This window comes from Streptomyces sp. NPDC041784, assembly GCF_055591025.1.
On the sequence record NZ_JBVJAB010000002.1, the window covers coordinates 179671 to 200570 of the forward strand.

A 20900-nucleotide genomic window follows, 5' to 3' on the forward strand; every position below is an offset into this window, starting at 1 on the left:
GCACGACTTGATCGACGAACGGAGCCGGGCCCCATGGGCGAGCAGCAGCACGTGAAGTTCCCGCAAGAGGTCATCGACGAGTACGCCGCGCTCGGCGTCGACCTGGTGGCCCTGTTCTCCGCCGGGCACCTCGGCAGCCGGATGGGGGTGGAGATCGTCGAGGCCGCCGCGGACCGGGTCGTCGGCACCATGCCGGTCGAGGGCAACACCCAGCCCTACGGGCTGCTGCACGGCGGCGCGTCCGCGGTGCTCGCCGAGACCCTCGGCTCGGTCGGCGCGATGCTGCACGGCGGCAGCTCCAAGATCGCCGTCGGTGTCGACCTCAACTGCACCCACCACCGGGGCGTCCGCTCCGGCCTGGTCACCGGCGTGGCCACGCCCGTGCACCGGGGGCGGTCCACGGCGACGTACGAGATCGTGATCAGCGACGAGCAGGACCGCCGGGTGTGCACCGCCCGGCTGACCTGCCTGCTGCGGGACGTGCGGGCCGGCGACGGGGCGCAGGCGGGCGCGGCCGGCTGACCCGCGCCGGAGGCGTCGACGGGACGCGGCCGGGCCCTGCCGGGCGCGGCGCGCGGCCCGGCCGGCCGCCGTCGGCGCGAGCGCCGGGGCGTTGCTCCGTGCCGTCCGGCGGCCTAGCGTCGGGGTATGACCACGGGAGGGGCCACTCGGGCGGGGGCGACACGAGCCGGGGCGGCTCCGCCCCACGGACCGGCTCGGCCGGCGAAAGTGCTGGCGGGCGTATGGGCAGGTGTATGGGCAGGCGTACTGGCGGGCGTACTGGCGACCGCCTGCGCCTCCGGCGGCAACAGCGCCTCCACCCACCCCTCTGCCCGCCCCTCCCCCTCCACCACCCCGCCCGAGGCGCTGTGCACCCGCATCGTCGCCCACTGGGCGCGTGAGGTCCTGGACAGCGACACGTACGGCGACTACCAGTCGATGGGACTGTCGAACGGGCAGTACGAGATCCTGCGGAGCGTCGTGGACGACGCCCGGGCGGAGAAGAAGCGTCAAGGAGCCGACGCGGCGGACGAGTTGATCGACCGTGAGGCCCGCGCGGGCTGTGTCGACTGGTACCGCTCCGGCGGCCCCGGCAAAGGCCCCTGGCAGTGAGCGGCATCGGCCCGGTCGAGCCCGGCGAGGGCACGCGCGCGCGGGACGCCCTCAACACCCCTCCGCCCCAAGAGGCCTCGGCCCCCACCGACCTCCAGGCCACCCACCCCCAGGCCGGCACCCTCCACGCCACCCGCCTCCGCGCCACCCGCTTCTACGCCGCCCACCGCCGAGCCGTCCTCGCCGTCGCGACCGCCGCTCTCCTCCTCGCCGGCGGCGGCTACCTCTACGCGACCCGGCCGCACGATCCCGAACCGGCAGCCACCGCACCGCCGTTCCCGTCCCAGGTCGTCGACGTCACCTACCTCGGCGGGCGCGCCGTACCGCCCGGCACCCGGCCCCGCACCTTCGCCTTCGACGTGCTGTTCGGCGTGGAGTCCGGACCTCCGGTCACCGTGACCCGGGTGTCCCAGCCGTACGCCGGTCTTTCGCTCACCTCGGCACCCCGGACCCCGTTCCGGACTCAGGCCGGTTCCGCCCGCAGGATCGTCATCACCATGCATGTCACGGAATGCGGAAAAGTGCCGGAGAACGCCGGTCTGCCTTTCCTGGACGTAACTCTACGTAATGCGCGCGCAATACAGGTCCACAGTTTCATCCTGGGGCAGCGGTATGCGCAGGACCTCTCAGAGGCCCTACAAGTCGCCTGTAGCAACGATTCCAGGTAATCACCAAAACGCCCGAGACACCTGAACTCCCCGGTGTTCGTCCTGCACATTCTCAGCATGTGGACAGGGCGAATCGGCCTGAAATTCGCTGTTCCACCCGCCAAGTACCGCTCTGCATTACCTCGTGTCATAACAAGAGCGTCACAGCCTTGGTCAGACCCTCCTCCACGTTCCCTTCACCCGCTTAGAGTCACGCCCAGTCACCGCACGGCTGGAATACCCCTTCGGCCTCAGCGCTCGACTCGGCCTCTTCCAGGGGGGAGGGCCGCCCAGGGAAAGGACTGGAACGTGCGTCAACGTTCGCTCATCGCCATCACCGCCGCGCTGTCCGCCGGAGCTCTCACCCTGACCGCCTGCGGTTCGCGCGACAGCGGCGGCGACAAGGGCTCCGACAGCGACGGCACCGTCGTCACCATCGGCGTGGACGCCCCGCTCACCGGCGACCTGTCCGCGCTCGGCCTCGGCATCAAGAACTCCGTCGACCTGGCCGCCAAGACGGCCAACAAGGAGAAGTTCGTCGAGGGCGTCACCTTCAAGATCGTCGCCAAGGACGACCAGGCCCAGCCCTCCGCCGGCCAGCAGAACGCGACCGCCCTCGTCGCCGACAAGTCCGTCCTCGGCGTCGTCGGCCCGCTGAACTCCTCCGTCGCCGAGTCCATGCAGAAGGTCTTCGACGACGCCAAGCTGGTCGAGGTCTCCCCGGCCAACACCAACCCGGCGCTCACCCAGGGCCCCGACTGGGCCACCACCAAGAAGCGCCCGTACACGTCGTACTTCCGTACCGCGACCACGGACGCCATCCAGGGCCCGTTCGCCGCCCAGTACGTCTTCAACGACGCCAAGAAGAAGAAGGTCTTCGTCATCGACGACAAGAAGACCTACGGCGCCGGTCTGGCCGCCACCTTCACCGCGGAGTTCAAGAAGCTCGGCGGCACCATTGCCGGCACCCAGCACATCAACCCGGACAGCAAGGACTTCTCCGCGGTCGCCACCGAGGTCAAGAACTCCGGCGCCGACGTCGTCTACTACGGCGGCGAGTACCCGCAGGCCGGCCCGCTCAGCAAGCAGATCAAGGACGCCGGCGCCAAGATCCCGCTCGTCGGCGGCGACGGCATCTACGCCGAGGACTTCATCAAGCTCGCCGGCGCCGACGCGGCCGGCGACCTCGCCACCTCCGTCGGTGCCCCGGTCGAGGAGCTCGCCTCCGCCAAGGAGTTCGTGGCCAACTACAAGGCCGGCGGCTACAAGGAGGAGTACGCGGCCTACGGCGGCTACTCCTACGACTCCGCCTGGGCGATCATCGAGGCCGTCAAGAAGGTCGTCGACGACAACGGCGGCAAGCTCCCCGACGACGCCCGCGCCAAGGTCACCGCGGCCGTCCAGAACGTCTCCTTCGACGGTGTGACCGGCAAGGTCTCCTTCGACGAGTTCGGCGACGCCACCAACAAGCAGCTCACCGTCTACGCCGTCGAGAACGGTGCCTGGAAGGCCGTCAAGTCCGGCACCTACACCGGCTGACCCCACCACCCGCACCACATCCGAGCCGCGCGGGGCGCTGTTCCACTGGCGCCCCGCGCGGACTCGCATCCGGCCCCACCCGTCGAAACATCCGAACCGTCTCGGAGGACATGCGGTGAACGAACTGCCGCAGCAGCTGGTCAACGGCCTGCTACTGGGATCCATGTACGGCCTTGTCGCCATCGGCTACACAATGGTCTATGGCATTGTCCAGCTCATCAACTTCGCCCACGGCGAGATCTTCATGACCGGAGCGTTCGGCGCTCTCACGGTCTACGTGTACATACTGCCCGACGGCACATCCATGGCGATCGCCCTGCCCCTGATGCTGTTCGGCGCCGTGATGGTCTCCACGACCGTCGCCGTGGGAGCGGAACGGTTCGCCTACCGCCCCCTCCGCAACGCACCCCGCCTCGCCCCGCTCATCACCGCCATCGGCCTCTCCCTCGCCCTCCAGCAGGCCGTCTGGGCCTGGTACCCCGAGGCCAAGTCCGCCCGCGTCTTCCCCCAGATCGACGGCGGCCCCTTCGAGATCGGCAACGTCACCATCCAGACCGGTGACGTCTTCCTCCTCATCGCCGCACCCCTCAGCATGGCCTTCCTCGGCTACTTCGTCATGAAGACCCGCACCGGCCGCGGCATGCAGGCCACCGCCCAGGACCCCGACACCGCCAAGCTCATGGGTGTCAACACCGACCGCATCATCGTGATCGCCTTCGCCCTCGGCGCCACCTTCGCCGCCGTCGGCGCCGTCGCCTACGGCCTCAAGTACGGCCAGATCAGCTTCACGATGGGCTTCCTCCTCGGACTCAAGGCCTTCACCGCGGCCGTCCTCGGCGGCATCGGCAACATCTACGGAGCCATGATCGGCGGCGTCGTCCTCGGCATCGTCGAAACCCTGGCCACCGCATACATCGCCGACATCCCCGGCATGGGCCAGTTCGGCAGCAACGCCTGGGCCGACGTCTGGGCCTTCGTACTCCTCATCCTCGTGCTGCTGCTGCGCCCCCAGGGCCTGCTCGGCGAGCGCGTCGCTGACAGGGCGTGACACCGATGACCACACAGACCACCGCACCCGAAGCACCCGGCAAGGCCGCTTCCGCCCCGGCCGGCCTCATCGCCATCCCGGAGAAGGCAGGCCGCGCCCTCGCCACCGGCGGCGCGATCCTCACCATCATCTCCACCTTCCTCGCCTGGACCTGGACCTCCGCCTTCCCCGGCGACCTCACCGTCTACGGCTACCCGGGCGGCCTGCAGGTCCTCGTCCTCATCGGCGGCGCCCTCACCACCCTGTTCTGCCTCGCCTCCTACGGCGTCAAGGGCCTCGGCTGGCTCACCCCCGCCGGCGCCGACGGAGCCATCAAGTTCGCCGCCCTCGCGACCTTCGCCACCAGCTGGTACACGGTCATCGCGATCAGCGCCGACCTCGGCGGCGTCGTCAACCTCGAACCCGGCGGCTACCTCGTCGCCCTCGGCAGCCTCGCCGCCTTCCTCGGCGCCCTGGCCCTGCCCTTCGAGCACCCCGAGCCGGACCCGATCGACCCCGACGACTCGTCGTGGGAGCACACCAAGCACAAGGCCGCCCACCAGTGGCAGACCATCAAGGCCGCCTTCACCTCCGGCACGGCCCGCCCGGTCGGCGCACTCCCCTCGTACGTCGAGATCCTCATCATCGTCGCCGTCCTCGGCCTCGGCCTCACCGTCTTCACCTACGGCATCGGCACCGAGTACGACGAACTGTTCGTCGGGTTCCTCATCACCGCCGGCTTCGGCTTCGCCGCCCTCAACAAGTCCGGCCTCATCGCCCAGGCCAGCCAGATCACCGCCCGGCACCAGAACATCACCATCTGCGGCGCCTTCGTCGCGGCGGCACTGTTCCCCTTCACCCAGACCGACGACCAGTACGCGACCCTCGGCGTCTACATCCTCATCTTCGCCACCGTCGCCCTCGGCCTGAACATCGTCGTCGGCCTCGCCGGCCTCCTCGACCTCGGATACGTCGCCTTCCTCGGCGTCGGCGCCTACGCCGCCGCCATGGTCTCCGGCTCCCCGAGCTCGCCGTTCGACGTGCACTTCCCCTTCTGGGCCGCCGCACTCGTCGGCGCCGCCGCCTCCCTCGTCTTCGGCGTCCTCATCGGCGCCCCGACCCTGCGACTGCGCGGCGACTACCTCGCCATCGTGACCCTCGGCTTCGGTGAGATCTTCCGCATCACCGCCAACAACCTCGACGGCACCTCCGGCCCCGACATCACCAACGGCTCCAACGGCATCTCCTCGATCCCGAACCTCGACATCCTCGGATTCGACTTCGGCATCGTCCACAACATCCTCGGCGTCGACATCGGCCGCTTCGCCAACTACTTCTTCCTGATGCTGATCATCACCGCCGTGGTCGTGCTCGTCTTCCGACGCAGCGGCGACTCCCGCATCGGCCGCGCCTGGGTCGCCATCCGCGAGGACGAGACCGCCGCCCTCGCCATGGGCATCAACGGCTTCCGCGTCAAGCTCATCGCCTTCGCCGTCGGCGCCTCCCTCGCCGGCCTCGCCGGCACCGTCCAGGCCCACGTCACCTACACCGTGACACCCGAGCAGTACCTCTTCGCCGGTCCCATCCCGCCCAACTCCGCCTTCCTGCTCGCCGCGGTCGTCCTCGGCGGCATGGGCACCATCGGCGGCCCCCTGATCGGCGCCTCGCTGCTCTTCCTCATCCCCAACAAGCTCCAGTTCCTCGGCGACTACCAGCTCTTCGCCTTCGGCCTCGCGCTCATCCTGCTGATGCGCTTCCGCCCGGAGGGCATGATCCCCAACCGGCGACGTCAGCTCGAGTTCCACGAAGAGGCGGAAGCTCCCACCGTCCTGACGAAGGCAGGGGCCTGACCACCATGACCACCGACACCACCACCCAGGCCGCCCCCGCCGGCGAAAAGGTCCTCGACGCACGCGGCGTCACCATGCGCTTCGGCGGCCTCACCGCCGTCCGCGACGTCGACCTCCACGTCAACGCCGGCGAAATCGTCGGTCTCATCGGCCCCAACGGTGCCGGCAAGACCACCTTCTTCAACTGCCTCACCGGCCTCTACATCCCCACCGAGGGAGAGGTCCGCTACAAGGGCACCGTCCTGCCGCCCAAGTCCTTCAAGGTCACGGCCGCCGGCATCGCCCGCACCTTCCAGAACATCCGCCTGTTCGCCAACATGACGGTCCTGGAAAACGTGCTGGTCGGCCGCCACACACGGACGAAGGAAGGTTTCTGGTCCGCCATCCTGCGCGGCCCCGGCTTCCACAAGGCCGAGGCGGCCTCCCGCGAACGCGCCATGGAACTCCTCGAGTTCGTCGGACTGGAGAAGAAGGCCGAACACCTGGCCCGCAACCTCCCCTACGGCGAGCAGCGCAAACTGGAGATCGCCCGAGCACTCGCCAGCGAGCCGGGCCTGCTCCTGCTCGACGAGCCCACGGCCGGCATGAACCCCCAGGAGACGCGAGCCACCGAGGAACTCGTCTTCGCCATCCGCGACAAGGGCATCGCCGTCCTCGTCATCGAGCACGACATGCGCTTCATCTTCAACCTCTGCGACCGCGTCGCCGTCCTCGTCCAGGGCCAGAAACTCGTCGAAGGCGACAGCGCCACCGTCCAGGGCGACGAGCGCGTCGTCGCCGCCTACCTCGGCGAACCCTTCGAGAACGCCCCCGGCGCCGAGGAGATCGCCGAAGTCGAGGCCGCCGAAGCGACCGCCGAGACGACCCCGACGGACGCCGCGCCCGGCAAGGAGAACGACCGATGACCGCACTGCTCGAAGTCGAGGACCTCCGGGTCGCCTACGGCAAGATCGAGGCCGTCAAGGGCGTCTCGTTCAAGGTCGAGGCCGGCGAGGTCGTCACCCTCATCGGCACCAACGGCGCCGGCAAGACCACGACCCTGCGCACCCTGTCGGGTCTGCTCAAGCCGGTCGGCGGCCAGATCAAGTTCAACGGCAAATCGCTGAAGAAGGTCCCCGCCCACGACATCGTCTCGCTGGGACTCGCCCACTCCCCCGAGGGCCGGCACATCTTCCCGCGCATGACGATCGAGGACAACCTCCGCCTCGGCGCCTTCCTGCGCAGCGACAAGGCGGGCATCGAAAAGGACATCCAGCGCGCCTACGACCTCTTCCCGATCCTGGGAGAGCGCCGCAAGCAGGCCGCGGGAACCCTGTCCGGCGGTGAGCAGCAGATGCTGGCGATGGGCCGCGCGCTCATGTCCCAGCCGAAGCTGCTGATGCTCGACGAGCCGTCGATGGGCCTCTCCCCCATCATGATGCAGAAGATCATGGCGACCATCGCCGAGCTGAAGTCCCAGGGCATGACGATCCTGCTCATCGAGCAGAACGCCCAGGCCGCGCTGTCGCTCGCCGACCACGGTCACGTCATGGAGGTCGGCAACATCGTCCTCTCCGGCACGGGCCAGGACCTCCTGCACGACGAGTCCGTCCGCAAGGCCTACCTCGGCGAGGACTGACCACCAGGGTCCTCCTACGGCAACGAGGCCCGCGCCCCTTCTCCGGGCGCGGGCCTCGTCGTACGTCTGCGGCCTATTTCGGTGACTAGCCCTTGGACGCCTTCTTCTCCTCGGCGTCCGCGATGACCGCCTCGGCGACCTGCTGCATCGACATCCGCCGGTCCATGGAGGTCTTCTGGATCCACCGGAACGCGGCGGGCTCGGTCAGCCCGTACTCCGTCTGAAGGACGGACTTCGCCCGGTCCACGAGCTTGCGGGTCTCCAGCCGGAGGGTGAGGTCGGCGACCTCGTTCTCCAGCTCCCTCAGCTCGTTGAAGCGGGAGACGGCCATCTCGATCGCCGGCACCACGTCGCTCTTGCTGAACGGCTTCACCAGATACGCCATCGCGCCGGCGTCACGAGCCCGCTCGACGAGGTCGCGCTGCGAGAACGCGGTGAGCATCAGGACGGGGGCGATCCGCTCCTCGGCGATCTTCTCGGCGGCGGAGATCCCGTCCAGCTTCGGCATCTTCACATCGAGGATGACGAGGTCCGGCCGGTGCTCGCGGGCCAGCTCGATGGCCTGCTCGCCGTCACCGGCCTCACCTACGACGCTGTAGCCCTCCTCCTCCAGCATCTCTTTGAGGTCGAGCCGGATCAGGGCCTCGTCCTCGGCGATGACGACACGGGTCGTCAGCGGAGGCACGTGCGACTTGTCGTCGTCGGGCGCGTCTACGGGCTGGGGCGACTCGGGGGCGGTCACTTGGGCTCCTCGTTCAGGGCAGGGGTACTGCTGACAAGAGCCTACCTAGCTGCGGTAAGGTAGTGGCACAGCGGGTGACCGCTGACCTTCGTTTCGAAGGGGCCCCGGTAGCCCAGCGGTAGAGGCCATGGATTCAAAACCCATCCAGCGTCGGTTCGAATCCGACTCGGGGCACTTTTCCTTGGTTCCCAAGGTCACGACAGAAAAGCGGATGTTCCCATTCTCGTGAACATCCGCTTTTTGCTGCGTGTCGTCACGATCTCCCGCCCAAAGTGGCCGCATGGAACAGCACACCTCTTCGATTCGCGCCCAAGCCGTCGCACTCATGCGGCAGGGTGTCACCAATCGTGTAGTGGCTGAGCGTCTGAACATTCCACGCGGCACCGTCGGCTGGTGGCGCAGCGAGGACCGCAAAGCCCGTGGCGAGAAATACGAGCAGCCGACGGACTGCCCCAAATGCACTGGCCGCGAGTTCGATGAGATCGCATACGCCTACCTGTTGGGTCTCTATCTCGGGGACGGCCACGTCGTCTCGAAGCCCAGGCAGCACCACCTCTCCATCTTCTGCAACGCGACGCAGACCGGGCTGATTGCCGCAGCTGAAGCAGCCATGCGCAAGGTGATGCCGCTCCCGAGCGTCAGCCAGCGCCACAAAACAGGCTGCGTCGAGGTGAAGTCCTACACCAGGCACTGGACCTGCATGTTCCCCCAGCACGGCCCCGGCAAGAAACACGAGCGGCCCATCGTCCTCGAGCCCTGGCAGCAGACCATCCTCGACGCCCACCCCTGGGAATTCATCCGGGGCCTCATCCACTCCGACGGATGCCGCATCACCAACTGGACGACCCGCATGGTCGCCGGCGAACGCAAGCGTTACGAATACCCCCGGTACTTCTTCACCAACGTCTCCGACGACATCCGGCGACTCTTCACCGACACCCTCGAAAAGCTGGGCATCGAGTGGACGCACTGCACCCGCAACGGGAACCCCTACAACATCTCCGTCGCCAAGAAAGCGCACGTAGCCCTACTCGACACCCACGTAGGCCCCAAGCACTGACCCAGCCAGTCCCCTACTTGGGACTGTCGTCCTCCCCGATGTGATGCACCCGCACCAGGTTCGTGGAGCCCGACACCCCGGGAGGCGACCCGGCCGTGATCACCACCACATCCCCCTTCGCGCACCGCCCGTACTTCAACAGCAGCTCGTCCACCTGGTCGACCATCGCGTCCGTCGAATCCACGTGCGGGCCCAGGAACGTCTCCACACCCCAGGTGAGATTGAGCTGCGACCGTGTCGCCGGCTCCGGGGTGAAGGCCAGCAGGGGGATCGGGGAGCGGTAGCGGGAGAGGCGGCGGACCGTGTCGCCGCTCTGGGTGAAGGCGACCAGGAACTTCGCGCCGAGGAAGTCGCCGATCTCCGCCGCCGCGCGGGCGACCGCGCCGCCCTGGGTGCGCGGTTTGTTGTTCTCGGTCAGTGCGGGGAGGCCCTTCGCCAGGATGTCCTCCTCGGCCGCCGCGACGATCTTCGCCATGGTGCGGACAGTCTGGAGCGCGTACTTGCCGACGCTGGTCTCGCCGGAGAGCATCACCGCGTCCGTGCCGTCGATCACGGCGTTGGCGACGTCCGAGGCTTCCGCGCGGGTGGGGCGGGAGTTCTCGATCATGGAGTCGAGCATCTGGGTGGCGACGATCACCGGTTTGGCGTTCCGCTTCGCCAGCTTGATGGCGCGCTTCTGGACGATCGGTACGAGTTCCAGTGGCATCTCGACGCCGAGGTCTCCGCGCGCCACCATGATCCCGTCGAAGGCGGCGACGATGTCGTCGATGTTCTCGACGGCCTGGGGTTTCTCCACCTTGGCGATGACGGGGAGTCGGCGCCCTTCTTCGTCCATGATGCGGTGGACGTCGAGGATGTCCTTGCCGCTGCGTACGAAGGACAGGGCGATGACGTCGACGCCGGTGCGCAGGGCCCAGCGGAGGTCTTCTTCGTCCTTCTTGGAGAGGGCGGGGACCGAGACGGCGACGCCGGGGAGGTTCAGGCCTTTGTGGTCGGAGATGATCCCGCCTTCGAGGACGCGGGTGTGGACGCGGGGGCCGTCGATGGAGGTGACCTCGAGGCATACCTTTCCGTCGTCGACGAGGATGCGTTCGCCGGGTGTCACGTCCTCCGCGAGGCCTCCGTATGTGGTGCCGCAGATCTGGCGGTCGCCCGCGATGCCCTCCTCGACGGTGATGGTGAAGACGTCGTCGCGTTCAAGGAGTACGGGGCCTTCGTCGAAGTGTCCGAGGCGGATCTTCGGGCCTTGAAGGTCGGCGATGACGCCGACGCTGCGGCCGGTCTCGTCGGAGGCCTGGCGTACGTGCTGGTAGCGCTCCTCGTGTTCTGCGTGGCCGCCGTGGCTGAGGTTGAGGCGGGCGACGTCCATTCCGGCTTCTACCAGGGCTTTGATCTGGTCGAAGGTGTCGGTGGCGGGGCCCAGGGTGCAGACGATTTTTGCTCGGCGCATGTGTCGAGCCTATGTCTTACCGATCGGTAGCGAATTGGGAGGACATGACCGCTCAACAAGCGTTGGGTGAAGGGCAGTTGACAACTGTTGAATTGTGCGGGTGACCGCTCCGATGAGCGATACATGAGCCATCAGATAATCCGAAAGAGTGAATTCAGAGGCTCGGCGGAATCATCGTGAATTGCGCGCTCACCTCTGCCCGGACCCGTATCCGCTGCGGTTCCAGATCGAGTGGTTCGGCGGCGGTCAGGTCCTCCGCGGCAGACATCCGGACCATGTGGCGGTCGAAGGCGGCTCGGGGATGTCCGCCGGCCGATCCGGTGCCGGTGTCGGCCAGTTCCACCAGGGCGGCCACGGAGGTGCCCAGTGCCTGCGCGTACTCCTTGGCTCGCTGGACGGCCTCGCGGACCGCCTGCTGTCGGGCGTCCCGGTGGACGGGTGAGCCGGGGCGCAGATCCCACCAGGGGCCGTCGACGCGGGTCAGTTCCAGGTCGGCGAGGCGGGTGGTCAGTTCGCCGAGGGCGCTGAAGTCGGTCAGCTCGGCGGTGGTGCGGACGGTGCCCTGGTAGGTGCGGACGCGTTCGCCGCGGCCGCGCTGGGTCAGTTCCGGGGCGATCGACATGGCTCCTGTCGCCACGTTCTCCACGACGTCGCCGTACGACTTGACCAGTTCCAGGACGGTGGCGTTGCGGCGGGTGAGGTCGTCGAGGGCGGTGCGGCGGTCGCGGCCGCGGGCGGTGACCGTGACGGCGATGCGGGCGATCTCGGGGTCGACTTCGAGTTCGGCCTCGCCGCGGACCGCGAGGAGGGGGGTGTCGGGGGTGCCGTACGGCGGGGTTGGCGGTGAGGTCATACGTACCACTCTGTCATGGTGCTCCCTTTTCCGGGGCCCGAGTTGACCGTTGCGGTCACCAGATCGCAACCTCCTGGACCTGTTGCCGTCGGGCATGTCCGGGTCAGAATCTACGCGCGTTGTTCACCTTTCGCCGAGGAGCCCGAGACATGCCGCTGAACCGCCGGAAGTTCCTGAAGAAGTCCGCTGTGACCGGGGCGGGGGTGGCGGTCGCGGGCGCGGTCGCGGCTCCGGCGGCGCAGGCGGCCGAGGCCGGGAAGCCGGCGAAGGGGCCGAAGCGGTACTCGCTGACCGTGATGGGTACGACGGACCTGCACGGTCATGTCTTCAACTGGGACTACTTCAAGAACGCCGAATACAAGGACACGGCCGGCAACGCGCAGGGCCTGGCCCGGATCTCGACGCTGGTGGACCAGGTGCGTGCGGAGAAGGGCCGCTGCAACACGCTGCTGCTGGACGCGGGCGACACGATCCAGGGCACGCCGCTGACGTACTACTACGCGAAGGTCGACCCGATCACCGCCAAGGGTGGCCCGGTGCACCCGATGGCGCAGGCGATGAACGCGATCGGGTACGACGCGGTGGCGCTCGGCAATCACGAGTTCAACTACGGCATCGAGACGCTGCGCAAGTTCGAGCAGCAGTGCCGTTTCCCGCTGCTGGGTGCCAATGCGGTGGACGCGAAGACGCTGAAGCCGGCGTTCCCGCCGTACTTCATGAAGACGTTCCGGGTGCCGGGGGCCGCGCCGGTCAAGGTGGCGGTGCTGGGTCTGACCAACCCGGGTATCGCGATCTGGGACAAGGCGTATGTGCAGGGCAAGCTGACGTTCCCGGGTCTGGAGGAGCAGGCGGCGAAGTGGGTGCCGAAGCTGAAGTCGATGGGCGCGGATGTCGTGGTGGTGTCGGCGCACTCGGGTTCTTCCGGTACGTCGTCGTACGGTGACCAGCTGCCGTACATCGAGAACTCGGCGGCGCTGGTGGCGCAGCAGGTGCCGGACATCGACGCGATCCTGGTCGGGCACGCGCATGTGGAGATTCCCGAGCTGAAGGTCGTCAACGCGAAGACCGGGAAGACGGTGGTGCTGTCGGAGCCGCTGGCGTATGCGGAGCGGTTGTCGCTGTTCGACATCGAGCTGGTGTTCGTGAAGGGCCGCTGGTCCGTGGAGTCGGTGTCGTCGAAGGTGCTGAACTCCAACGCGGTCGCCGACGACCCGAAGATCACCAAGCTGCTCTCCGACGAGCACGCGAAGGTGGTGGCGTATGTCAACCAGGTGGTCGGTACGGCCACGGAGACGTTGACGACGGTCGAGGCGCGGTACAAGGACGCGCCGATCATCGACCTGATCACGAAGGTCCAGGAGGATGTCGTGAGGGCGGCGCTGGTGGGGACGTCGTACGCGTCGCTGCCGGTGATCGCGCAGGCGTCGCCGTTCTCGCGTACGTCGGAGATTCCGGCGGGCGAGGTGACGATCCGTGATCTGTCGAGCCTGTACGTGTACGACAACACGCTGGTCGCGAAGGTGATGACGGGTGCGCAGATCAGGGCGTACCTGGAGTACTCGGCGGCGTACTTCGTGCAGACGGCGCCGGACGCGGTCGTCGATGTGGCGAAGCTGACGAACGCGGGCAATCGTCCGGACTACAACTACGACTATGTGTCGGGGCTGGCGTACGAGATCGACATCGCGCAGGCGGCGGGTTCGCGGATCAAGAACCTGACGTACGACGGTGCGGCGCTGGATGACGCGCAGCAGTTCGTGTTCGCGGTGAACAACTATCGGGCGAACGGTGGCGGGGCGTTCCCGCACGTGGCCTCCGCCACCGAGGTGTGGTCGGAGTCGACGGAGATCCGTACGCGGATCGCGGAGTGGGTGACCGCGAAGGGCGTGCTGGACCCGAAGGACTTCGCGTCGGTGGACTGGAAGCTCACGCGGAACGGTACGCCGGTGTTCTAGCTCGTTCCCGGGTCCGGGGTGACGGCCTCAGATCGCGTCTCGCAGGGGTGTCAGCGTGTGTGGCTGACGTGCGGGCGGGATCTGGGGCTGTCGTTGTTCCAGGCCGAAGGTGGTGAAGGCGGTGCGTGCGGGGAGTGGGTAGTTGTCCTTGCCGGTGAGGGTGTTGAGGAGGGTGGCGCTGCGCCAGGCGGCGAGGCCGAGGTCGGGGGTGCCGACGCCGTGGGTGTGGCGTTCGGCGTTCTGGACGTAGGCGGCGCCGGTGACGCAGGGGTCGAGGACGAGTCGGAAGTGTTCGTCGATGCGGGGGCGTTCGCGGCTGTCGCGCCGGATGTAGGGGTCGAGGCCGGCGAGGATGCGGTCGAGGGGGCGTTCGTGGTGGCCGGTGGCGAGGACGACGGCGTCGGTGGTGAGGCGGGTGCGGGTGTTCTGCTGTAGGTGTTCGAGGTGGAGTTCGACCTGGGTGATGGCGATCCGGCCGGCGGTGCGTACCTGGACGCCGGGGGTGAGGACGGCGTCGGGCCAGCCGCCGTGGAGGGTGCGGCGGTACAGCTCGTCGTGGATGGCGGCGAGGGTGCCGGTGTCGATGCCTTTGTGGAGTTGCCATTGGGCGGCGACGACGCGGTCTCGGACGGGTTCGGCGAGGCCGTGGAAGTAGCGGGTGTAGTCGGGGGTGAAGTGTTCGAGGCCGAGTTTGGAGTACTCCATGGGGGCGAACGCGTCGGTGCGGCCGATCCAGTGGAGGCGTTCGCGGCCGGCGGGGCGGGCTCTGAGGAGGTCGAGGAAGACCTCGGCGCCGGACTGCCCTGAGCCGACGACGGTGATGTGGCCGGCGGCGAGGAGGGTGTCGCGGTGGGTGAGGTAGTCGTTCGCGTGGATGACGGGGACGCCGGGGGCGTCGGCGAGGGGGCGCAGGGGGTCGGGGACGTGGGGTTGGGTGCCGATGCCGAGGACGATGTTGCGGGTGTGGGTGCGGCCGAGGGCTTCGGCTTCGCCGTCGGTGTCGAGTTGGGTGAAGTCGACTTCGAAGACGTCGCGTTCGGGGTTCCAGCGGACGGCGTCGACCTGGTGGCGGAAGTGGAGGCCGGGGAGGTGCTCGGTGACCCAGCGGCAGTAGGCGTCGTATTCGGCGCGCTGGATGTGGAAGCGCTCGGCGAAGTAGAAGGGGTAGAGGCGTTCGTGGGCGCGGAGGTAGGAGAGGAAGCTCCAGGGGCTGGTGGGGTCGGCGAGGGTGACGAGGTCGGCGAGGTAGGGGACCTGGATGCGGGAGCCGTCGATGAGGAGGCCGGGGTGCCAGGCGAAGGCGGGGGCTTGGTCGTAGAAGACGGCGTCGAGTTCGGCGAGGGGGTGGGCGAGGGCGGCGAGGGAGAGGTTGGAGGGGCCGATGCCGATGCCGACGAGGTCGCGGGGGGTGTCGGGTTCGGGGTGCGGGGGGCGGGGGTCGGGTCGGGGGGTGTTCCGCGGGGGTGTCGGGGGCGTCATCGGGGGGTGTTTCCTTCCACCAGTTTCAGGAGGGCGGCCAGGTCGTCGGGCCGGGTGTGGGGGTTGAGGAGTGTGGTCTTGAGCCAGAGGCGGCCGTCGAGGCGGGCGCGGCCGAGGACGGCGCGGCCGTCGGTGAGCAGGTGGCGGCGTACGGCGGCGACGGTGGCGTCGGTGGCGTGGGCGGGGCGGAAGAGGACGGTGGTGAGGGTGGGCCGGTCGTGGAGTTCGAAGCGGGGGTGCTCCTCGACGAGGGTGGCGAAGTGCTGGGCGTGTGCGCAGACCTGGTCGACGAGGGTGGCGAGGCCGTCGCGGCCGAGGGTTTTGAGGGTGACGGCGATCTTGAGGACGTCGGGTCGGCGGGTGGTGCGTGGGGAGCGGCCGAGGAGGTCGGGGAGGCCGGCTTCGGTGTCGTCGTCGGCGTTGAGGTAGTCGGCGCGCTGTCGGAGTGGGGCGAGGTCGGTGGTGTCGCGGACGGCGAGGAGTCCGGCGGCTACTGGTTGCCAGCCGAGTTTGTGCAGGTCGAGGGTGATGGTGTGGGCGGCGTCGAGGCCGGTGAGCCGGGCGCGGTGGCGGTCGCTGAAGAGCAGTCCGCCGCCGTAGGCGGCGTCGATGTGGAGGCGGGCGCCGTGGGCGGCGCAGAGTGCCGCGATCTCGGGGAGCGGGTCGATGAGTCCGGCGTCGGTGGTGCCGGCGGTGGCGGCGACGAGGAGGGGCCCGGTCAGTTCGGTGAGGGCGGTGTCGAGGGCGGTGGGGTCGAGGGTGCCGGCCGGGGCGGGGACGACGACGGGTTCGGGCAGGCCGAGGAGCCAGGCGGCCCGGGGCAGGGAGTGGTGTGCGTTGGAGCCGTGGACGAGGCGGACGGCGCCGCCGTGTGCCTCGCGGGCGAGGAGGAGGGCGAGTTGGTTGGACTCGGTGCCGCCGGTGGTGACGAGGGCGTCGGGGACGCCTGGTGTCGCGTCCGGGTAGATCTCCGCCGCGAGGGCCTGGGTGACCAGGGCTTCGAGTTCCGAGGCGGCCGGGGCCTGGTCCCAGGAGTCGAGGGAGGGGTTGAGGGCGGTGGCGGCGAGGTCGGCGGCGGTGGCGACGGCGAGGGGCGGGCAGTGCAGGTGGGCGGCGCAGAGGGGGTCTGCGGGGTCGGCGGCGCCGGCGGCGAGGGTGTGGACGAGGGTGCGCAGGGCGTCGGGGTCGCCGTGGCGTGGGAGGAGGTCGCCGACGGCGGCGCGGACCTGGGCGGCGACGGCGTCGGGTCCGCCGGCGGGCAGGGGGCCGCCGCGGGCTCTGCGGCCGGTGTCGAGGGCGTCGAGGACGGTGTCGAGCAACGGCCGCAGGGCGTCGGGGCCTTCGGGTCCTGAGGCGAGGGGCGGCGTGCTCATGGGGTCCTCCGGGCGCAGGCGGAACAGAGGGGTTCCAGCTTGTACGCGAAGGGGGTGGACGCGCCCGGGAAGCCGGACGATCGGTACCCGAAAGGGGGTACCGGTCGTCCGGGGTGGATCGTCCGGGGCGGATCGTCCGGGGCGGCCTGGGGTGGCCCGGGGTGGCGTTTACATCGATCGCACCTTCAAGGCCCTGGTCAGGTCGTCGAGTTGGTCGACGAGCTTGCGGCGCAGGGCGGGGATGGGGTCGGCGTCGCGCAGGCAGGTCTCGCCCAGGTGCAGGGCGTCGGCGTCGACGGCGTGGACGGGGAAGGCCCAGCGGCCGGCGGCGTCGGCGATGGCGGGCCCGCGGCGGGCGGCGACGGCGACGGCGTCCTCGTAGAACCGTGGGACGTACGCCCGGACGAGGTCGGCCTGTTCGGGCTGCCAGAAGCCCTGGGCGGTGGCGGTGAACAGGTAGTTGGAGAGGTCGTCGGAGGCGAACATCGCCGCCCATGCCTTCTCCTTGGCCTCTTCGGTGGGCAGGGCGGCGCGGCAGCGGGCGGCGCCTTCCTGGCCGGTGGCGGAGGGGTCCCGGTCGAGTTCGGCGGCGATGGCGCTCTCGTCGACGGCGCCGAGGACGGCGAGGCGGGCGAGGACGCGCCAGCGCAGGTCGGGGTCGAGTTCGGGTCCGCCGGGGACGGTGCCGTCGGCGAGCCAGGCGGCGATGGTGTCGGGGTGGGCGGCGACGTCGATGTAGTGGCGTACGGCGATCAGGCGCAGGCCGGGGTGGTCGCCGTCCTCGGTGCGGCGGATGAGGTCGCGGCACAGGGAGCTGAGGGTGGCGAGGGCGGCGGGGCGTTCGTCGGGGGCGACGTAGCGGTCGGCGACGTGTGTGGAGGCGAAGGCGAGGACGCCCTGGACGAGGGCGAGGTCGGTTTCCCGGGGGAGGTGGGCGCGGGCCGTCTCCAGGTAGTCCATGGGGGACAGCGGCGGTTCGGGGGTCGTCCCGGGGTGGGTGCTGCCGCCGTCGCGGACGGCGTCGCGCAGGGCGTTCCAGACGACGGCCCGGGTGAGGGGCTCGGGCAGTGCGGACAGGCAGGAGCGGACGGTCTCGAAGGATCGGGCGTCGAAGCGGATCTTGGCGTAGGTGAGGTCGCTGTCGTTGAGGAGGAGCAGGGCGGGGCGCTTGCCGAGGGTCTGGGGTGCGTTCTGCGGGACGTCGAGGTCGAGGCGTTCGCGCAGGGTGAGGCGGTCGGGGCGGCCGTCGTCGGCGAGTTCGCGGTCGTAGAGGCCGACGGCGATGCGGTGGGGGCGGCTGCCGTGCTGCTCGACGGTGAGGGCGTGGTCGCCGTTCTCGCCGGTGACGGCGGGGGTGAGGGTGTCGACGCCGGTGGTGCGCAGCCAGGCGTCGGCCCAGGCGTGGACGTCGCGTTCGGTGGCGGCGGCGAGGGAGTCGATGAAGTCGGCGAGGGTGGCGTTGCCGAACCGGTGGCGGGCGAAGTGGGTGTTGATGCCGGCCAGGAAGTCCTTCTCGCCGAGCCAGGTCACCAGTTGGCGCAGTGCGGAGGCGCCCTTGGCGTAGGAGATGCCGTCGAAGTTCAGCAGTGCGGAGGCGGTGTCGGGGACGGAGTCGGGGGCCACGGGGTGGGTGGAGGGGCGCTGGTCGGCGTCGTAGCCCCAGGCTTTGCGGACGACGCCGAAGTCGGTCCAGGTGTCGGTGAAGCGGGTGGCTTCGGTGAGGGTCTGGTAGCCCATGTACTCGGCGAAGGACTCGTTGAGCCAGATGTCGTCCCACCACTGGAGGGTGACGAGGTCGCCGAACCACATGTGGGCCATCTCGTGGGCGATGACCATGGCGCGGGTCTGGCGTTCGGTGTCGGTGACGGCGGAGCGGTAGACGAATTCGTCGCGGAAGGTGACGAGGCCGGGGTTCTCCATGGCGCCGGCGTTGAATTCGGGGACGAACGCCTGGTCGTAGGAGTCGAAGGGGTAGGGCTCGTCGAACTTCTCGTGGTAGCGGTCGAAGCACTGCCGGGTGATCTCGAGGAGTTCGTCGGCGTCCGCGTCGAGGTGGGGGGCGAGGGAGCGGCGGCAGTGGATGCCGAAGGGCAGGCCGCGGTGTTCGGTGGTGACGGAGTGCCAGGGGCCGGCGGCCACGGCGACGAGGTAGGTGGAGATGAGCGGGGTGGCGGCGGCCTGCCAGCGGCCCTCGCCGAGGTGTTCGGTGATGCCGTTGGCCAGGACGCTCCAGCCTTCGGGGGCGGTGACGGTCAGCTCGAAGACGGCCTTGAGGTCGGGCTGGTCGAAGGCGGCGAAGACGCGCTGGACGTCGTCCATGAAGAGCTGGGTGTAGAGGTAGGTCTCGCCGTCGGTGGGGTCGGTGAAGCGGTGCATGCCCTCGCCCGTACGGGAGTAGGGCATGGTGGCCTCGACGCGCAGTTCGTGCTCGCCGGCGCGGAGGTTGTCCAGGGGCAGCCGGTTCCCGGTCAGGGTCGCGGGGTCCAGGGATTGTCCGTCGAGGGTGACGGAGCGCAGCTCGGTGGGCTTGAGTTCGACGAAGGTGGTGCCATCGGCGCGTGCGGTGAACCGGACGACGGTCAGGGACTCGAAGGTCTCGTCGCCGGTGGTCAGGTCGAGCTCGATGGTGTAGCGGTGTACGTCGAGGAGCTGGGCACGGATCTGCGCTTCGTCGCGCGTCAGTACGGACATGAACGACATGCTGCCTGATGCTGTCGGTGGGGCACAGGGGCGGATCGGTACGTGCCCTATGTCCCTTCTCGCGCCGGGGGCGCCGGATCCCGTGTGCCGGGTCCCGCGGCCGGATCCGGCGGGGTCACCGGTCCTGGCCGGCGTCCTCCGCGATGCGCTCGTGGTGGCGGATCACCTCGGCGATGATGAAGTTCAGGAACTTCTCGGCGAACGCGGGGTCGAGGCGGGCGTTCTCGGCGAGGGTGCGCAGCCGGGCGATCTGGCGGGACTCGCGGTCCGGGTCGGCGGGCGGCAGCTGGTGGCGGGCCTTGAGGTGGCCGACCTGCTGGGTGGCCTTGAAGCGTTCGGCGAGCATGTGGACGACGGCGGCGTCGATGTTGTCGATGCTCTCGCGCAGCCGGGCCAGCTCCTCGCGCACGGCCTGGTCGACGTCACCGGTTCCCGGGGTGTTGCTGGTGGTCATGGGCGATCACCCTAGTGCGTCGCCCGGCGGGGGCCGCGACCGGTGGCACCCTCGTACAGTGGAAGCGGGTGGACGGCGTCTTGGGGGTGCGGGCGTGGCCGATGGCGGACCGGTCGAGCACGGTTTTCCGCATCTCGGGACGGTGCGGGCGGCCGTCACGGCCCTCTACAGAAGGCTGTCGTACGACACGATCCACCAGTTCGCCACCAGTGTGCCGCCGGCCGACGTGGCGTTCTGTGACGTCGACGACCTGTATCTGGGGGCGCAGCGGGTGGCGCGGGAGCTGGTGCGGCACTACCGGCTGCCGGACGCGCGGATGATCGTGGCGTTCCGGGAGATGGAGCACGCGGCGCACGTGGAGCTGACGGCGGGCCCGGAGTACTTCATCGAGCTGAACGACCGGTTCCGTCGGCATCGGCGGGACATCGGGGCGGCTCTGGCGCACGAGATCATGCATGTGTATCTGCACCGGATGGACCTGTCGTTCCCGGGGACGCGGGACAACGAGATCCTCACGGACACGGCGACGACGTATCTGGGGGCGGGCTGGCTGCTGCTGGACGCCTACCGGGAGGACGGGGCGTCCTCGCAGAAGCTGGGGTATCTGACGCCGGAGGAGTTCGGGTACGTGCTGGCGAAGCGGTCGCAGGTCTTCGGTGAGGATCCGTCGACGTGGTTCACCAGCGCGCAGGCGTACACGGCGTACGGGCGGGGGGCGGAGCGGGCCCGTGACGACGAGCGGCAGCCGCCGCTGACGGCGGCGGGCTGGTCGGGGCGGCGCCGGTACGCCCGTGACCGCCGGCACGCCCAGGACCACCGCCCGGGCGCCGTGGCCCCGGACTCGCCGTACGCGTTCGCGCCCGATCCGGTGGGGTCGCTGCGGGTGACGTTCCCCTGCCCGACCTGTCATCAGCGGATCAGGGTGCCGGTGAAGGGACGGGTGCGGGCACGGTGCGGGCTGTGCCGGACGGTGCTGGAGTGCGACACATAGGCACGGCCCGCAGCGCCTGTGCCCCGTAGGCACGGCCCGCACCGCGCCT

Annotated in this window: 18 protein-coding genes and 1 tRNA gene; 12 read left to right on the plus strand and 7 right to left on the minus strand. The window is 69.4% G+C overall.

What is annotated here, in order from left to right:
• Positions 1-33 precede the first annotated feature (33 nt).
• The 8 genes from ACZ6D7_RS04465 (at position 34) to ACZ6D7_RS04500 (ending at position 7794) form a co-directional block, all read left to right on the plus strand.
• Positions 34-522, plus strand: coding sequence for a PaaI family thioesterase (locus ACZ6D7_RS04465; RefSeq protein WP_469483321.1), 489 nt, complete (start codon positions 34-36; stop codon positions 520-522).
• Between the two features lie 126 nt (positions 523-648).
• Positions 649-1113: a hypothetical protein gene (locus tag ACZ6D7_RS04470; protein WP_469483323.1), complete on the plus strand. Its 465-nt coding sequence runs from the start codon at positions 649-651 to the stop codon at positions 1111-1113.
• A complete protein-coding gene (locus ACZ6D7_RS04475) occupies positions 1110-1781 on the plus strand; it encodes a Tat pathway signal sequence domain protein (RefSeq protein ID WP_469483325.1) in 672 nt (223 codons plus the stop codon). Before ACZ6D7_RS04470 ends, ACZ6D7_RS04475 begins: the two co-directional genes overlap by 4 nt.
• Positions 1782-2069: 288 nt before the next feature.
• Positions 2070-3299, plus strand: a complete 1230-nt coding sequence (locus ACZ6D7_RS04480; RefSeq protein WP_469483327.1) for a branched-chain amino acid ABC transporter substrate-binding protein — start codon at positions 2070-2072, stop codon at positions 3297-3299.
• 115 nt (positions 3300-3414) lie between these two features.
• On the plus strand, positions 3415-4347 hold the full coding sequence (locus ACZ6D7_RS04485; RefSeq protein WP_469483329.1) for a branched-chain amino acid ABC transporter permease: 933 nt from the start codon (positions 3415-3417) through the stop codon (positions 4345-4347).
• Between the two features lie 5 nt (positions 4348-4352).
• Positions 4353-6176, plus strand: a complete 1824-nt coding sequence (locus tag ACZ6D7_RS04490) for a branched-chain amino acid ABC transporter permease (RefSeq protein WP_469483331.1) — start codon at positions 4353-4355, stop codon at positions 6174-6176.
• Between the two features lie 5 nt (positions 6177-6181).
• Entirely contained in the window at positions 6182-7081 is a 900-nt protein-coding gene (locus ACZ6D7_RS04495) for an ABC transporter ATP-binding protein (protein ID WP_469483333.1), read from the plus strand.
• Complete coding sequence (locus ACZ6D7_RS04500; protein ID WP_469483335.1) at positions 7078-7794, plus strand: ABC transporter ATP-binding protein; 717 nt, start codon at positions 7078-7080, stop codon at positions 7792-7794. Before ACZ6D7_RS04495 ends, ACZ6D7_RS04500 begins: the two co-directional genes overlap by 4 nt.
• 85 nt (positions 7795-7879) lie before the next feature.
• Here the strand turns inward: ACZ6D7_RS04500 and ACZ6D7_RS04505 are convergent, their stop codons facing one another.
• The gene (locus ACZ6D7_RS04505; RefSeq protein WP_469483337.1) at positions 7880-8536 is read right to left on the minus strand and encodes an ANTAR domain-containing response regulator; all 657 of its coding nucleotides are present in this window, start codon (positions 8534-8536) and stop codon (positions 7880-7882) included.
• A gap of 101 nt (positions 8537-8637) precedes the next feature.
• Here ACZ6D7_RS04505 and ACZ6D7_RS04510 point away from each other — a divergent pair.
• Positions 8638-8710: transfer RNA gene (locus ACZ6D7_RS04510), tRNA-Leu, on the plus strand.
• Between the two features lie 106 nt (positions 8711-8816).
• Complete coding sequence (locus ACZ6D7_RS04515; protein ID WP_469483340.1) at positions 8817-9596, plus strand: helix-turn-helix domain-containing protein; 780 nt, start codon at positions 8817-8819, stop codon at positions 9594-9596.
• 13 nt (positions 9597-9609) lie between these two features.
• Here the strand turns inward: ACZ6D7_RS04515 and pyk are convergent, their stop codons facing one another.
• Positions 9610-11046, minus strand: a complete 1437-nt coding sequence (gene pyk / locus ACZ6D7_RS04520; protein ID WP_469483342.1) for a pyruvate kinase — start codon at positions 11044-11046, stop codon at positions 9610-9612.
• A 154-nt stretch (positions 11047-11200) separates the two neighbouring features.
• On the minus strand, positions 11201-11899 hold the full coding sequence (locus tag ACZ6D7_RS04525; RefSeq protein WP_469483344.1) for an SIMPL domain-containing protein: 699 nt from the start codon (positions 11897-11899) through the stop codon (positions 11201-11203).
• 149 nt (positions 11900-12048) lie between these two features.
• Here ACZ6D7_RS04525 and ACZ6D7_RS04530 point away from each other — a divergent pair, with 149 nt between their 5' ends.
• Positions 12049-13854 (plus strand): bifunctional metallophosphatase/5'-nucleotidase, encoded by a 1806-nt coding sequence (locus ACZ6D7_RS04530; protein WP_469483346.1) that lies wholly within the window; start codon positions 12049-12051, stop codon positions 13852-13854.
• 27 nt (positions 13855-13881) lie between these two features.
• On the opposite strand, the gene ACZ6D7_RS04535 is transcribed toward ACZ6D7_RS04530, so the two are convergent.
• The 4 genes from ACZ6D7_RS04535 to ACZ6D7_RS04550 form a co-directional block, all read right to left on the minus strand.
• The gene (locus ACZ6D7_RS04535) at positions 13882-15333 is read right to left on the minus strand and encodes a lysine N(6)-hydroxylase/L-ornithine N(5)-oxygenase family protein (RefSeq protein ID WP_469483348.1); all 1452 of its coding nucleotides are present in this window, start codon (positions 15331-15333) and stop codon (positions 13882-13884) included.
• Complete coding sequence (locus ACZ6D7_RS04540; protein WP_469483350.1) at positions 15330-16706, minus strand: pyridoxal phosphate-dependent decarboxylase family protein; 1377 nt, start codon at positions 16704-16706, stop codon at positions 15330-15332. Before ACZ6D7_RS04540 ends, ACZ6D7_RS04535 begins: the two co-directional genes overlap by 4 nt.
• A 168-nt stretch (positions 16707-16874) precedes the next feature.
• Complete coding sequence (gene pepN / locus ACZ6D7_RS04545) at positions 16875-19397, minus strand: aminopeptidase N (RefSeq protein WP_469483352.1); 2523 nt, start codon at positions 19395-19397, stop codon at positions 16875-16877.
• A 124-nt stretch (positions 19398-19521) separates the two neighbouring features.
• The gene (locus ACZ6D7_RS04550) at positions 19522-19860 is read right to left on the minus strand and encodes a chorismate mutase (RefSeq protein ID WP_469483354.1); all 339 of its coding nucleotides are present in this window, start codon (positions 19858-19860) and stop codon (positions 19522-19524) included.
• Between the two features lie 94 nt (positions 19861-19954).
• Between ACZ6D7_RS04550 and ACZ6D7_RS04555 the strand changes: the two genes are divergently transcribed.
• Positions 19955-20851 carry a hypothetical protein gene (locus ACZ6D7_RS04555; RefSeq protein WP_469483358.1) on the plus strand — a complete coding sequence of 299 codons (897 nt, stop codon included), beginning with the start codon at positions 19955-19957 and terminating at the stop codon, positions 20849-20851.
• The last annotated feature ends 49 nt before the right edge of the window (positions 20852-20900 follow it).